The organism is Ferrimonas sediminum, assembly GCF_900100175.1.
GTDB lineage: Bacteria > Pseudomonadota > Gammaproteobacteria > Enterobacterales > Shewanellaceae > Ferrimonas > Ferrimonas sediminum.
Window position 1 is genome coordinate 107,181 of the sequence record NZ_FNEM01000003.1, and the last position, 15,192, is coordinate 122,372.

Genomic DNA, 15,192 nt, shown 5'->3' on the forward strand with positions numbered 1-15,192 from the left:
TTCCGAGTGGATTAATCGGCCAGCAAAGACACGGCGATGGCGCCGGTATTGCTGTAGCGTTTTGACGGCACCGCCTGGCCGTTTTGCTCAATCTGGAACTTCAAATCGTGGCCATAGGCCTGGTAAGCGCGACGATCTTTCAGCTCAATCCGGTATTCACCCTGATCGGCGTTAAACACCAGATGGATGGGCGCTGAGGTGTAGTGGTCATTGGCCTCAGGATGGCTGATAAAGGGGTTGATGTAACGCAGGGTCACCACCTGCTTGCCCTGACCCAACTCGATGGTGTTCTGCTGCCCGGATACCGCTTCGCCGTTGACGTTCATCGCCTCAAACCCCAGCGGCAGCTGCAGTGTTGCTGCCGTTGTGGTGGCCGAAGCCAGCACCAGTGCCGCGCCGATCATAAGTGTGTTCATGTTATCGTCTCCCGATAGCTGTTTGTGGGCCCGGACTCCGATGCCATCCAGCCCAGTCCCTATTAGATCTAACAGAAAATGTGACATTGATCACACTTCAATTTCATTGGCGCAGCAGAAACTGAGGTAAACAGCGCCGATCATCACCATGACTCACTGCCGGCAAGCCGAAATCGCTGCCAGGCAAACTATTAGATTGACTAATAAAAAAAGTTCACTCTGAATTAGGTGCTGCTGAATGGTGAGGACAGGGCCGACAACGGCGGCAATCAAGGAGGAGCAGATAAAAAAAGGGGAGAGCCCGAAGGCTCTCCCAAATCGTGCAGGAATTGATTGTTGCAGAGCTTACTTGGCGTACTTAGCCGCTTGCTCACCGGCCAGACGACCGAAGGTGACGATGTCGGAGATGGCGTTACCACCCAGACGGTTGGCACCGTGAACACCGCCAGTCACTTCACCGGCACCGTACAGGCCAGGAATCACTTTGCCTTGAGCGTTCAGAACCTCAGACTTGTTGTCGATCTTCACGCCGCCCATGGTGTGGTGTACACCTGGACCCACTTCGATGGCGTAGTACTGGCCTTCGTTCAGGGCGCGAGGCAGCTGAGGACGCTCGAAGTCGCTGTCTTTACCGGACGCTACCAGCTCGTTGTAACGGGCAATGGTTTTCTCCAGGTTTTTACCGTTGATGCCTTGGGAATCGCCCAGAGCCACGGCAGACGCATTGGAAGGCACAACACCCAGACCGATGTACTTCTCAATCTTCTTCAGAGAGTGACGTACAGAATCATCGAAGATCAGGAAGGCGGTCTTGCCAGTCTGCTGCAGGATGGCTGCGGCAGCCTTGTCACGGGTGGTGATCTCGTTGACGAAACGCTTACCTTCGCGGTTCACCAGAATGGCACCGTTACCGCGAACCGCTTCAGTCACCATCACGCCGCCCTTGATGGACAGAGTTGGGTGAGCCTGGATGTACTTCAGGTCAACCATTTCGGCACCGGCTTCAGCGGCCACATCCAGACCGTCACCGGTTGCACCAGGTTGGTTGGTGGCTTTAAAGCCTTTCAGCTTAGGATCCAGCTTGGAAACACGTTCGTTGTTCTTACCGAAACCACCGGTAGCCAGTACCACGGCGTCGGCTTTCACCCAGTAGTAACCGGTGTACTTACCTTTCACCAGCATGCCTTTCACTTTGCCGGCGTCATCTTTCAGTACTTCAACACCACGGCTGTTCATGCGCATGTCAATGCCACGCTTAACGGCGTTATCGTACAGCACCTGTACTACGTGAGCGCCAACACCAGCGCCGCCGGTAGGCCGGTGGGTCCGGTTAACGGAAGCGCCGCCCATACGGCCCACATCGCTCAGGTCGGCACCCATGCTGGTCATCCAGTCAATGGAGCCGGCGGAGTCTTCAACCAGTACCTTAACCAGGGCAGGATCGTTGATGTTACGGCCACCTTTCATGGTGTCTTTGGTCATCAGTTCGATGCTGTCTTTGATGCCCTTAGCCGCTTGCTGTTTGGTTTCCGCTGCGTTCATGCCGCCGGCGGCCAGTTTGGCGTTACCACCAATAACCGGTTCTTTTTCAATCAGCATCACCTTGGCACCGTTATCGAACGCCGATACCGCCGCAGAGAAACCGGCGCCGCCGGAACCCACAACCAGTACGTCTACGGTGTCACGAGGCGCCGCAGCCAGTGCAGCCTGACGGTCTGCCTTGTCTTTGTGCAGTTCGGCAATGCTCGGCTCATGACGCTCCCACTTGCCGCGGTACGGCATGTCGAAATCGAAGCTGTGGCAGGAGTCACAGTAGTTCAGAGATTGCTGGTGACCGCTGTGGCAGGAGGTACAGGCAGGCTCACCCGGGAAGTGAGAGTCGTGAGCGTTGTAGTGCTCATGCTTGGTGGTGTCAGCAACCTCTTTCAGGTCGCCGTGGCAGGACACACACTGGGCATTTTCATGGCTCAGGTTGTCATCGGACAACTCCATGCTTTCGGTGTGACAAGCGTCACACTCCATGTTTTCACCATGAAAATCGGCCAGATTATCGGCAGCAAAGGCGCCGGTAGATAGCAGGCCGGACACCAATACCGCACCAATAGATAGTGCATATTTGCGAGCGTTCATCAATATCTCCTAAGTGTATTTAGCAATCCGATAATTAACAGGTAATACGGACAACCAATAAAGTGCTTAAAATAAAGACCCGTGACCAAACATTCAGTACACAATTTATTTCAGCTTTCTTTTGATACCTATAATTGAGTACTCAAAACTCAGATTCAAGTGTCTTAGGCAGAACTGGAGCTAGGGTCACAACCGGCCTTCGAGGCCATGCACAACTGCATGAAGGATAAGGGCGCTATGCAATTTTGCATAGCGCCGCGCCAAGCCGATCAAACAAAAACCAAAAACAAGAAGGCGGACAAAAAACAGAAAATGAGATAAATTCAAAAAACAAATTTGGTAATGGATCACATAACAATATTGAATCTTTCCTTAATCTAGCCAGCAAATAATCCCCACTCTAAATAAAAAGGGTTTTAAGATGAAAAAAAGCATTATTGCTTCTTCAATGCTGCTGGCACTGATGGGTTCCGCTGCTGCTCAAGCTGAGATGCCAACCTTCTACGGCGCCATGCGCATGGCCGTGACCAACGCCGACACCGGCTTCGCCTCCAACATCGGCGGTGGCGAAGGCACCACCATCGAGAACGACTTCTCCCTGGTGGGCATCAAGGGCAATGTAGCCCTGAACGACGCCCTGGCTCTGGTGTACAAGGCCGAAGTGATGGTTCGCGGTGAAGACAGCGACGCCAGCAACCCTTTCTCCTCTCGTGATACCTACCTGGGTATGAAAGGCGGCTTCGGTGAACTGACCTTCGGTAAGATGGGCCAGGCATTCTGGAAAGCGGAAGGCGGCGTAGACAAGTTCAACCTGACCAACACCGACATCAACCGTCTGTTCTCCGGTAACAGCCGTCACGGTGACATGATCAGCTTCACTTCGCCCTCTCTGGGTGGGGTTACCGTTATCGGTACCTACCAGCTGGAAGACGATGCCTACGGCGCCGACGCCGATATTGAAGGCGATCTGTACTCCGTTGCCGCTCTGTACGGCGACAAGAAGCTGGCTAAGAAAAACTACTTCGTGGCGGTTGCCTACAACGCCGGCATCGGCGGCGACGAAGCCTACCGCGTAACCGGTCAGGTAAAACTGGGTCAGGTTAAACTGGGCGCCATGTTCCAGGATACCCAGGATCTGAACAACAAGAATCTGGATGGCAACGGTTTTGCCATCGACGCCAGCTACCCGCTGACTGAAAAGCTGAGCCTGAAGGCCCGTTACGGCCAGGACGACTCCGGTAACGGTAAGTACGCCGGTAACGTTATGAAGAGCCTGTCCGGTCTGGACAAGGCCGACGTCACCGTCGCCGAAGTCACCAACTACGCCGTGGGTGCGGACTACAAACTGAGCAAAGCCGCCAAAGTCTACGCTCACTACAGCCGCTTCGACGCCGAAATTGCCACCGCCGGTGCCAAGCTGTACGACGAAGGCGACAACATCTTCTCCATGGGTCTGCACTACAAGTTCTAAAACCGCTTGCACTGACTCACAAAAAGGGGCCATCTGGCCCCTTTTTTTCATTCCTGACTGAGTCAAATTCGCGACCTCGAGCACACCCCAGCGGGCCGGCCTTAGGTATCATTCCTGGCTATGAAATATTGTCTGTTTTTGCTTATCGCGCTGTCGGGTTTCGTCAGTGCCAATGCCGACCCCGTCATCTTCGGTGTGCACTCCAATACCGCGCCGCTGGAGTGGCGCAATAATGGCGTCGACCAGGGGTTTCACGTCGAACTGATGTCCCGCATCGGCCAATTGACCCAGCACCAAATCCGGGTACGAAGAAAATCGTTTCAGCAACTGGTACGGGATGTCCAGAACCCCGACAGCGACATCGACGTCATTGCCGTGGTCAGCCCGGTCAGCATCAACCGCACCCTGCAGCAATCCGATCCCATCTACGCCACCCACGCCAAAGCCTACACCCTGCAGGGTAAGAGCTTCATCAATAACTGGCAGGATCTGGCCAACAAGCGGGTGGCGATTAAAGTGGGCTCGTTCGTCGACGTCTACCTGCAAGGCCACCCGCAGAATTTTATCCGCATCGATGTCGACCTCTACGAAACCGGCTTTAAGATGCTGCTGCAAAAACGGGTCGACGTGGTACTGGCAGAAAATTTCGTTGCCCGACGACTGCAGCCCCACTACCCTTCGGTTCGAAGTGCCAGTGATCCGCTGATTTTCGGTGCCTTTAACTTTGTCAGCAACGATGAGAACGCCGAACTGATGGGGCAGATCAACTCCGCCCTGAGGCAGTTGAAACTGTCCGGAGAATACGACCGGCTGGTCAACAAGTGGTTTGGTACCGGACGGGAGAAGGTTGACCTGATCTCAACCCAGGAGAAGGTGATGTGGTGGGCGCTGTTCGTGGCTACCCTGTCCGCCACCGGCATGGTGTTCACCTGGTCCATGAGCCGGCGACTGCACAAACGCACCCTGGACCTGGACAACGAACTGGCCCAGCGCCGAGCCGCCGAAAAGCAGATCTTCCAGCTGTCGGAACAGTTCCAGTCGGTATTGGACGGCATTCCCCACGGCGTCATTCTGTACGATCGCCAGCAGACACGGCTGTGGAGCAACGGCAAAAACATCGAGTTGCTGGAGTCCAGCGCTTTGCTTAACGCCAGTGGCCTGCACTTTCAGTTAGCGCCGCTGTTGCGTCTGGTGCTCAACACCCAGAAGCCGCAGATGAGAGAGTTGCATCAGGATCAGCGTTATTGGCAACTGCAGGTTCACCCCATCGGCGGCGAGCAGGTGGTGGTGCTGCTGGAGGAGACCACCGAGCAGCATCAACTGCGTCAGGCCAACGACCAGGCCAGCCGCCTGGCCTCGCTGGGAGAGCTGTCCGCCGGCATCGCCCACGAGATCAACAACCCCACCGGCCTGATTGTGCATGCCATCGCCCTGTTCAGCGAAGCGATGCAGGATCTGAAGCCGGCCATCGAACACTACCAGCACCAGGACCCCTTCTGGCTGATTGCCGGCCTGGAGCCCCAGCGTGCAGTGTTGGAGCTGGATCACGGCAGCCAGACCATTGAGGAGGGCGCACGACGCATCAGCCGCATCGTCAATGACCTGAAGCAATACGCCCAGCCTGAGCAACACCGCAATCATCAGCAGCTGAACGTCAATGACGTTATTCAGGTGTCACTGCGCCTGACGGCCAACCAGGTAAAACGCTTCAGCGTTGAGACCCACCTGTCGGAACCGGGACCAAAGATTTACGGGGATGCCCAACAGCTGCAACAGGTGGTGATCAACCTGATTCAGAACGCCTGCCACGCCATGACACCGGACAGTGGCAAGCTGATCCTCAGCAGCGGTATCGAAGAGGGAATGGTCTTCATTCGCGTATCTGACAATGGCTGCGGCATGGATCATGCCACCCTGCAACGCATTAAAGAACCTTTCTTTACCACCCGCCGCGCCATTGGCGGCAGCGGACTGGGGCTGTCGGTGTGCAGCCGCATCGTCAATGAACACCATGGCGACTGGCAAGTGCAATCCAGCCCAGGTAAAGGCACCACTATGACTCTGCTGTTTTCCGAGGAACCCAGCCAATGAAACTGGCAAGAAACCTGCTGTTGGTCGATGACGAATCTCAGTGGCTCAGAACCCTGTCCATGACTCTTAACCGGCTGGTACCGGAAGCCAATGTCGACACCTGTGTCGACAGCCGCCAGGTCATGAACCGGCTCGATACCAAGGACTACGCCCTGGTATTGCTGGATCTGACCATGCCGTTTCATTCCGGAGAAGAGCTGCTGGAATCGATTCGCAATCAGTACCCCAACACCCGGGTCATTATCGTCACCGGGGTTAACGAGGTGGATACCGCCGTGCGCTGCATGAAGCGGGGCGCCTATGACTATTTCATTAAAACCGGCGATGTGGACGATCTGGCGACCTCAGTTCGCCGGGCACTGGAGGTGGTCGGGCTGGAGCGAAGCTATCAGCACGTCAAGGACAGCTTCCTTACCAAGGAGCTGAGTCAGCCACAAGCCTTTAACCACATTCTGACCTGTGAGCCGGCAATGCTGGATCGGCTGCGTTATCTGGAAGCCCTGGCCATCAGTCCGGAGCCGATATTGATTACCGGCGAAAGTGGCTGTGGCAAGGACCAGTTTGCCAAAGCACTGCACCTGTTGTCCTACGCCGATGCCCCCTTTGTGTCCATCAACCTGGCTGGCCTTAACCTGTCCACCATCGAAGCCACCCTGTTTGGCCAGGTTCGCGGCGCCCTGGGAACCGATGAACCTGCACGAGCTGGCCTGGTGCACAGCGCCGCCGACGGCGTGCTCTATCTGGATGAGATCGGTGATCTGCCCCTGGAAGCCCAGAGCAAGCTGCTGGATCTGCTTCAGCACCGGCAATATTACCCGCTGGGCAGCGATCGGCCGCAACCGGTCCGCTGCCGCATCGTCGCCTCGACCCAGCATGACCTGCTCGCGCTGAAGCAAGCGGGCAAGTTCCGTAACGATCTGCTGTACCGCCTGCGTTCCCACCGCATCAACCTACCGCCACTTCGAGATCGGCCCCTGGATCTCACCATGCTGATCAATCACTTTATAGAGATGGCCGCCAAGGAGATGCAACGCAGCGTACCGCTGCAACCACGGGATCTGGCCGACAAACTGCGCGGCTACCAGTTTCCCGGCAATCTGCAGGAGTTGAAAGGGATGGTGTTCGATGCAGTCAGCCGCAGCAATGACACCCACCTCAATATCGCCCCGTTCCTGGAGGCGATTAACGAGCTCAATGGCTCGGTTAACCCCATCGACCAGCATCTGCGTTTCCCTGACCAGCTACCTACCCTGGCCGAAGCTGGCAAGGCGCTTATCGATGAGGCCATGAGCCGTACCGCCAACAACCAGACTGCCGCCGCACAGATGCTGGGAATCAGCCAGAGCGCCCTGAGTCGGCGCATCACCAAGGGCGAGTAAGGCCACAACCATGAAAAAAGGGAGCCGACGGCTCCCTTTTTATTCCTGCTGCAATCAGGCTGATTGTTGCTGCCAGTAGCGATCGGTCATGTGCATGGTGGCCATGGACTCGGCTCGGGCGATCATCAGATTGGCAAACTCCACCTGAGTCTTATCTTGTGTGGTGCGCAGGATGTTCTCCGCCTTCAACTGCCAGTTCAGGGCGAAGTGGCGCAGCGCTTCTCGAGCATCCGGAATGTTCTGGGCATCCAGCAGATCCGTAGGCAGGTCACCACTGATCACCCAGAAGCGACGGTTGGCACTGCCAGTTTCCTGAATTTTCCACAGCGTCACGAAGGGAGGCAGAATACGGCTGTCTTTATCCAGCACCTTACCGGGAATCAGGCCCTTCTCTGCCATATGGCGGTTGGCTTTCTGAAACTGCTCACGAATCCAACGCTGTTCCTCGGTGCCTTGTTGTTCTTTCATTACTTCTTCCTTATTTATTTCAGCGCTTACCAGTCAACTGATGGGCTTTCGCCTCCGGAGTGTGATCTATGTCAACTTTGCTTGCCATCTTTGCCACTAAGGTACCGTGGTTCTACTTGGCGCACCCGGTCGTCACTGGTATGGTTGCGTCCATAATCACATATAAGAAGGCCTGAAACCAAGGCCAAACTGCACAGGGAGCAAGCAAGTGGCTATTTTTGAGCACATCTCTTTTGACGAGCACGAGCACGTCATGTTCTGCCATGACAAGGCCTCGGGCCTGAAAGCGATCATCGCTGTCCATGACACCACTCTGGGCCCAGCAGTCGGCGGATGCCGTATGTGGCCCTATGACAGCGAAGCGGACGCCATCAACGACGTACTGCGTCTGTCCCGGGGTATGACCTATAAAAACGCCCTGGCCGGCCTGGAGTTTGGTGGCGGCAAATCGGTGATCATCGGCGATCCCAAATCCGACAAATCCGAGGCCCTGTTCCACGCCTTCGGCCGCGCGGTGGACTCTCTGGGTGGGCGTTACTACTCTGCCGAAGATGTTGGCATCAACACCTCAGACATCATGACCGCCCACGAAGTGACCCCTTACATGTGCGGCCTGGAAGGCCAAAGCGGCGATCCTTCACCGTTCACGGCACTGGGCACCTTCCTGGGGATCAAGGCGGCGGTAAAACACCAGCGCGGCCTGGACAGCCTAGAAGGAATCAAGGTCGCAGTCCAGGGACTGGGTCACGTCGGTTTCGATACCTGCCGCTACCTGTATCAGGCCGGTGCCGAACTGGTGGTCTGCGATCTCAGCGCCGAACAACTGGACCGCGCCGCCACCGAATTCGGTGCCACCATCGTCGGCCTGGACGAGATCTACAGCCAGGCGGTTGACGTCTATTGTCCGTGCGCCCTGGGTGCCACCATCAATGACGCCACCATTCCCCAGCTCAAGGCCACCATCGTCGCCGGCTGTGCCAACAACCAACTGGCCGAACCCCGCCACGGCGAAGTGCTGAAGCAAAAAGGGATACTGTACGCACCGGATTACGTCATCAATGCCGGTGGCATCATCAACGTCTCCTTTGAAAAGGACTACGACGCCGCCAAGTCAGACGCCAAGGTACGTAAAATCTACGATACCCTGCTGACCATCTTCCGCACTGCCGAAGAGCAGGACCGGACGACTGGCGACGTGGCCGATGTCATGGCCCGTGAGATCATTGCCAAGGCCAGAGCCACCAAAGCCTGATTCTTTGGCCCAGCTTGCACAAACCCCGCCCCGCGGGGTTTTTTTCTGCCTGAAGGCCGGCATTCATCGCTCCATTTTTGTGATCCTGCGCCTTGAATCGAACTAACCCCCTACATACACTCACTCAAGGATTTAAAGCAAGGCATTGATACATAAGCTTATTTGCATGTGTCGATGGCGCAATTAACCCTGTAGTGGCCGAGCATCTTAGGAGTCGGCGCCGAATTTAAGGATGAAGTAATGAAACCAGCCCTGCTGCTGTGTACGGCCCTGCTGCCCCTGCACGCCGTCGCCAACACCTCCTCCCACAGCGTCGAGTACCAGATGGATTTTTCCGCCATGGACAGCGATCGCAGCGACATCACCCATGAACTGAATGATGTAGGCAGCTTCCACAATACGCTGTCCTACCGCTACGCCGTCACCGACTGGTTGTCGGTGGGCGTCGGCTACCTGTGGGGCGACAGTGAAGACTTTGCCCTGTGGCCCGTCGATTTGTTTACCGATTCCAAGCTGGAGTACCAGGGCATTCAGTACAGCGTCCGTCTGCAGCTGCCGCTGTCACAGCGCAACCGCTTCTATCTGCAGGCCAACGGCCTGGATTTCGACTACGACGTCTTGGATGACGGTGAGACCGTAGGCAGCGACGACGGCTTTGATTTCGGCCTGTCTGCGGGCTGGCGCTACGAGTGGGACATCGGCCTGGGCTTGAAAGTGGGCTACGACTATCAGAAACTGGGCGATCACATCGACATCAAGGGGATCAGCATCGCCCTCAGCTACCGATTCTGACCACCCTGCCCGCCACAACGCCGTGCCCGCCCCGGCACGGCCACCATCGACCGCCTCCCCAAAGAGTTCGGCGGCAAACCGGGGGGCGGATCGGCTCACACTCACTCGCTGTCAACCGCAGCGCCCCGTTGTAGGTGTCAGGCCGCCTAGGGCACCACAAAATCCCGCCCCGGATCGCTTGCGGGCACAGGTCCTGTGACAGCGCCCGGTGGCAATGGTATCCTAGCGCCCTCACAGCAACTGATTTAGCGCTCATATGCCTCAACTAACACAACCTGGACACGCCGATCTTCACCGCTGGCTGGAAGCCCTGCAGGTGGAATTTTACCTGTGTGACGCCTGCGACGGCTTTCACCTGACCCGCCTCCAGGAGTGCCCCGGGGTGTTCGACAGCAAGCTGGAGCTGGCAGAAGACCAGAGCCTGATCCAGTTCAGCACCTCCATGGAGCTGCGTCCAGCCGCGCTGTTCAAACTGCACAGTGAGTTGGGCGAACTGAACCAACGATTCGGCGAACTGAAACTGTTTATCGAGCTGCTGGACGACACCCTGCCGAAGCTGATCATCAGCGCGCAGGTGCGCACCGCCGCCGGTCTGAGCGAAGCCCAGTTTAACGATTTTGTCGGCCATCACAGCCAACAACTCAAGACACTTCTGGCCTGGGTGCATGAACAGGGCTATGCGCTACTGGAAGGGGACGACGACGAACTGCCCGCAGAGATTGAGATTGAATTGGGTCAGCAGCATCAGCTTCACTGAGCCCGGTCTCAGCCATAAAACACGGTTCTTCGCCGATTAGCGGCAACTGGAAATAAAAACGGCTGGAAGGTGATGGTTTGGTCGTCAAACACCAACCATGACCACCGGCCGTTTTCGATGCAACAACCTGCCTTGCCCTTCTCCCTGTGGAAAGGGGCCTTTGCACTCCTACTGAGTGCCATCAAGATACAATCAGTCTCCACCTAGCCCCTTCAGGCCAGGCCGGTATCGTGGGTCGTTGACCACTGGGCACTGCCTTTGCGCCGACGTTGCTGCCCGCGCTGTGGCGCTGCCACCGGGCAACCCTCCTGGCTGGCGTTCCGCGCTCGTCAAACGGGCCGCCGTTCACGGCAATGGGCGACGAACCTTTTGGGGTTCTTCGCCCATGAAGGGGAATTACACGTATCCCATCGCCTGAGCGGCCACCACCACCACACTGGAGATGGCAAACAGCATCAGCATAAAGCGCCAGATGAAGCGAAGCCAATCGATCCAATCGATGCGACACACCCCCAGTGTGGCCATCAGCGAGGCCGAGGTCGGCACCAGAACATTGGTAAAGCCATCCCCAAGCTGAAACGCCAATACCGCCACCTGGCGACTGACACCAACAATGTCCGCCAGGGGTGCCATTAGCGGCATGGTCAACGCCGCCTGCCCCGAACCTGAGGTCACAAAGAAGTTAAACACCGACTGGAATACCAGCATAAACCAGGCTGACAGCATCTCCGGCATGCCACCGATGGCATTACCGGCACTGTTCAAGATCGAGTTGAGCACAGACGCTTCGGCAGGGTCGCTGCCCCCAAGAAGCAGTAAAATCCCTTTGGCAGCCCCCACCAACAGTGCCGGTGGCAACATCAGGCCGGCCCCCTCTTTAAAGGCATCGGCAGCGTCGTTCATGGTCATGCTGTTCAATCTAAAGGCCACCGCAATGACGGCAGTCACCACTCCCATGGTAAAAAATTGTGATGCAATTTCAGGGATATACCAAGCATGCACCACCACACCCCAGATCACCCAGATGACGGTCGCGACCACAGTGAGCATCACCAGAGCGTCGCCCAGATTCCAGCGGCTGTCTTTCAGATCTGGTTGCGGCGCATCCCGCAGCGGCTGATCGGACGCGAAGCTGTATGAGCGGCGCGGATCGGCCTTTACGCCTTTGGCGTACCACAGGGTAAACGCGATGCCGATCAGGGTGAAACCCACCCACAGGGCCATGCGCAGATCGGCACCGGAAAGCACCGGCACACCGCTAACTCCCTGGGCAATGGCCACCGAAAACGGATTCATCCAGGATGCGGCAAACCCCACCTGGGTCGCCACATAGGTCACCATCACAGTGGTAATGCCATCGTAGCCAAGGCGGATCATCAAAGGCGCAATGATGATGGCAAAGGCCACCGCTTCCTCGCCCATGCCGAATACGGCGCCTCCTAGGGAGAACAGGGCAAACATCACCGGTATAAACAGCGACTCATTGCCCTTGGTCTTGCCGATGATGCGCAAAATGCCATTGTCGATGGTGCCGGTTCGCATCACGATGCCAAAGGCACCGCCGATGATCAGCATGAACATGATCACGCCGATGGCGCTGCCCCATTTCGAACCGGAAACCAGACCTTCAAACACAAAGTTGAGTAGACCTACACCGCCGCCGCCTTCAAACAGGCCAACGCTGTTATAAACAATCTCGCCATCCTCATCGGTGGCATAGGCAAAGGAAGCGGGATCGATGACGGTTCTGGTCTTCTCAGCCCCATCCATCACATAGGTGGCGGTCTGAGTTTCAAAACTGCCCGCAGGAATCAGATAGGTGGCTGCCGCAGCCAGCACACCGATCAGAAAGATCAAAATCAGGGTATCCGGCATCTGCCAGGTTTTGCTGCCCGGCATCGGAACCGCCGTGGTTGAAGTGTCGCTCATGATGACGTCGCTATGGAGTGATTGTTAGGGTTGTTAATGGCAGCGATGATAGAGGAATCTTGATTAATGAACACCCTTTAACGGCAAAAATCGTGACAAAATCGCATTTAAAATCGATAGGAGCGCATAATTATTGAGTAAGGCAGTAAGAGAGAAAGCCGATGGTGTTGCGATCCCGTATTAGCAACCGGGCGAGAAGACAGCGCGTACCCCAAATGGGTAAAACCACAGAATCGGAGGTGCCGTAACCAGAAAAAATGCCAGTCAGCTTAGCTGACTGGCATGACTCCGTAACGATCCTGTTGCTTATTGCTGGACGGCTTAGCTGATTTTCGCCGCCACCAACGCCTTGCCGGCCTCGTTGGCCAGTCTCAGCCCTTCGCCGTCCCGTTCAATGGTGCCGGTACACGGCATCAGAACCGGGCGCTGGAACTGGAAACTGGCCTGAGTCAGTGGCTCATTGACGCTGGCCAGCATCTTGGCCACCAGATACATGCCGTGGGCAATGGGGGCATCGAAGCCAAAGGGTTTGGCCGTCAGGCGGTGCAGGTGGATAGGGTTATAATCGCCGGAAATCGACGCATATCGACGGGCATCGGCCTCTTCGAGCGCAATCTGTCCAATCGCCTTCCAATCGTAGGCGATCTTGGGCTCGCGGGTAGGACGCCCCCGTTTACGGGGTCCGTCCAGTTTCAACAGACAACGGCTGACGTAACGGGCCACGCACTGACCGGCCAGGTAAAACTCGCCGATCAACTCAAACTCCAGCCCTTTGATGGTTTCCTGCTGGTCACCCACCTTGAGGGTGAAATCGTATTCCTGCTCCAAACTCAGGGGCTGCAGCAGTTCAAAACTGACGCCGAGATGGATCATGCCCAGGGGTTTCACCGGCACATCCCGCTGAATCAGCAGCATCAGTTGCACCGGCTGAGTGGCCACAAACAGGTAACTCAGCGGCAGACTGCCCGAGGCAAACCCACAAAAGGCGTTGTACTTCTCCAGCTTGCTTTGATCGAATCGAAACCCGGTAATCTCGATGGCCTTTTCAGGCAACTCCGCGGGCACGGCACGCTTCATAATGGCGCGGGCAATCAGGGGGATCGAAGCAGGGATCTGGTTAGCATGGTATTGAAGCACGGCGTTTCCTTGAGGGGGCATAACAATGCCTAACAGTTGAATCTACAACCCACTAGGATACCGATTTTCCCGGGCCACATGGACAGACCAGTATGAAGTCAGGGGCTAACGCCCCGTCAAAATGCACGATGAGCCGCCAAATTCTTCAGCTTGGCCATGCTGGCTTCATTGAGCGACAGCCGATCTTCCGCCTGCTCCTGCATCCAGTCAAACATCGCTTTCACCGCCGGAGTATCTTTGCGATCCGGGTGGCACACCATATAGTAACGCTGCCCTGCGGGTACGAATGATTCTATCGGCACCACCAGATTGCCGGCCTCCACCTGGGGCGCCACCATATTCCAGCGACCGATGGCGACTCCCTGGCCGGACATAGCCGCCCGATAGGAGAGATCGGCCCGGTTAAACACAAAGCCGCGATCTACCGACAAGCCGTCAATCTCCGCCAACCGGGCCCAGTACTGCCACTCGGTATAAAAACCGGAGCCCTGCCAGGCGGTCTCATCATGCAGCAGCAGGCAATCAGCCAGCTTACTCGGGTTATTCCACAGATCGTGGTTGTCGGCGTACTCCTTGCTGCACACCGGCACCAAGCTCTCCTCCATCAGGTCTTTGCCAAACAGGCCGGCACTGAGGTGATCGGAGTAATAGACGGCGATGTCCACCGATTCGTGCTGGAAATCCGTGGCTCTGGACTGGGCCCGCACCTGCAGGGTCAGCCGCGGGTATTTGCTGTGCAGATCCCCCAGCCGCTCCGCCAGCCAGCAGCGGGCAAAGCTGTGTGGCACGGCGATGCTCAGGGTTGAGGAGAAGTCCTGTTGCTTAAGATCCCGAATGGCGATCTCCAGCCCGCCCAGGGACTGATCCAGCTCCGCCAGCAAACCGGCGCCCTGCTCCGTCAGCTGCAGCCGGCGGTTAAAGCGCAGGAACAGCTTAAAACCCAGCTGCTCTTCCAGTTTCTTGATGCGATGACTGACCGCAGACTGGGTCAGGTACAACTCTTCCGCCGCCTTGGTGAAGCTCAAATGACGAGCCGCACATTCGAAGCAGTGCAAAGATGACAATATGGCGCCGTTCAGCATACCGACCTCGGATTAATATGATTAATTCGAGGATAATAATAATTCGTTGGTCGACATTGGCAAGGCTAAGTAGTATCAACCCATCGACAGCGGGACAGGGCTCACAAAACAAGTGTGTGAACCCATCGAGTTAGCGCTTACACATCCCAGTCGAATGCGGCCTTTCGATGCTCCCTTACCTTTCGAAAGGCCGTGCAATATTGCACTCTGAGCGGCAATGGATTGCCAGCAGAGTCGCAATAACCTCCCCCCGACCAGCACCCGCCTGTTTACTAAATCGTCACCACA

General features: G+C 56.5%; 12 protein-coding genes. 6 read left to right on the top strand and 6 right to left on the bottom strand.

The window, feature by feature from the left end; genetic code table 11:
• Positions 1-11 precede the first annotated feature (11 nt).
• Both BLT77_RS04860 and BLT77_RS04865 read right to left on the bottom strand, forming a co-directional pair.
• On the bottom strand, positions 12-416 hold the full coding sequence (locus BLT77_RS04860; protein WP_176819183.1) for a DUF2057 family protein: 405 nt from the start codon (positions 414-416) through the stop codon (positions 12-14).
• Positions 417-761: 345 nt separating this feature from the next.
• Positions 762-2,546, bottom strand: a complete 1,785-nt coding sequence (locus tag BLT77_RS04865) for a flavocytochrome c (RefSeq protein WP_090362895.1) — start codon at positions 2,544-2,546, stop codon at positions 762-764.
• A 421-nt stretch (positions 2,547-2,967) separates the two neighbouring features.
• Between BLT77_RS04865 and BLT77_RS04870 the strand changes: the two genes are divergently transcribed.
• The 3 genes from BLT77_RS04870 (at position 2,968) to BLT77_RS04880 (ending at position 7,487) form a co-directional block, all read left to right on the top strand.
• Positions 2,968-4,017, top strand: coding sequence for a porin (locus BLT77_RS04870; protein WP_090362898.1), 1,050 nt, complete (start codon positions 2,968-2,970; stop codon positions 4,015-4,017).
• Positions 4,018-4,137: 120 nt separating this feature from the next.
• Positions 4,138-6,108: an ATP-binding protein gene (locus tag BLT77_RS04875; RefSeq protein ID WP_090362901.1), complete on the top strand. Its 1,971-nt coding sequence runs from the start codon at positions 4,138-4,140 to the stop codon at positions 6,106-6,108.
• Positions 6,105-7,487: a sigma-54-dependent transcriptional regulator gene (locus BLT77_RS04880; RefSeq protein ID WP_090362903.1), complete on the top strand. Its 1,383-nt coding sequence runs from the start codon at positions 6,105-6,107 to the stop codon at positions 7,485-7,487. Before BLT77_RS04875 ends, BLT77_RS04880 begins: the two co-directional genes overlap by 4 nt.
• Before the next feature lie 54 nt (positions 7,488-7,541).
• Here the strand turns inward: BLT77_RS04880 and BLT77_RS04885 are convergent, their stop codons facing one another.
• The gene (locus BLT77_RS04885; protein WP_090362906.1) at positions 7,542-7,955 is read right to left on the bottom strand and encodes a DUF4826 family protein; all 414 of its coding nucleotides are present in this window, start codon (positions 7,953-7,955) and stop codon (positions 7,542-7,544) included.
• A 208-nt stretch (positions 7,956-8,163) separates the two neighbouring features.
• On the opposite strand from BLT77_RS04885, the gene BLT77_RS04890 reads away from it, so the two are divergent.
• From BLT77_RS04890 to BLT77_RS04900, 3 genes are all read left to right on the top strand, one after another.
• A complete protein-coding gene (locus tag BLT77_RS04890; protein ID WP_218126899.1) occupies positions 8,164-9,207 on the top strand; it encodes a Glu/Leu/Phe/Val dehydrogenase dimerization domain-containing protein in 1,044 nt (347 codons plus the stop codon).
• A 240-nt stretch (positions 9,208-9,447) separates the two neighbouring features.
• Positions 9,448-9,999 carry a porin family protein gene (locus BLT77_RS04895; protein WP_090362908.1) on the top strand — a complete coding sequence of 184 codons (552 nt, stop codon included), beginning with the start codon at positions 9,448-9,450 and terminating at the stop codon, positions 9,997-9,999.
• A 256-nt stretch (positions 10,000-10,255) separates the two neighbouring features.
• Positions 10,256-10,756, top strand: coding sequence for a YbjN domain-containing protein (locus BLT77_RS04900; protein WP_090362910.1), 501 nt, complete (start codon positions 10,256-10,258; stop codon positions 10,754-10,756).
• Between the two features lie 396 nt (positions 10,757-11,152).
• Here BLT77_RS04900 and yfcC read toward each other — a convergent pair whose 3' ends face one another.
• From yfcC to dsdC, 3 genes are all read right to left on the bottom strand, one after another.
• Positions 11,153-12,685, bottom strand: a complete 1,533-nt coding sequence (yfcC, locus tag BLT77_RS04905) for a putative basic amino acid antiporter YfcC (RefSeq protein WP_090362914.1) — start codon at positions 12,683-12,685, stop codon at positions 11,153-11,155.
• 321 nt (positions 12,686-13,006) lie between these two features.
• Positions 13,007-13,822 (bottom strand): MaoC family dehydratase, encoded by an 816-nt coding sequence (locus tag BLT77_RS04910; protein WP_176819184.1) that lies wholly within the window; start codon positions 13,820-13,822, stop codon positions 13,007-13,009.
• 116 nt (positions 13,823-13,938) lie between these two features.
• Entirely contained in the window at positions 13,939-14,904 is a 966-nt protein-coding gene (gene dsdC / locus BLT77_RS04915) for a DNA-binding transcriptional regulator DsdC (protein WP_090362920.1), read from the bottom strand.
• Positions 14,905-15,192 lie beyond the last annotated feature (288 nt).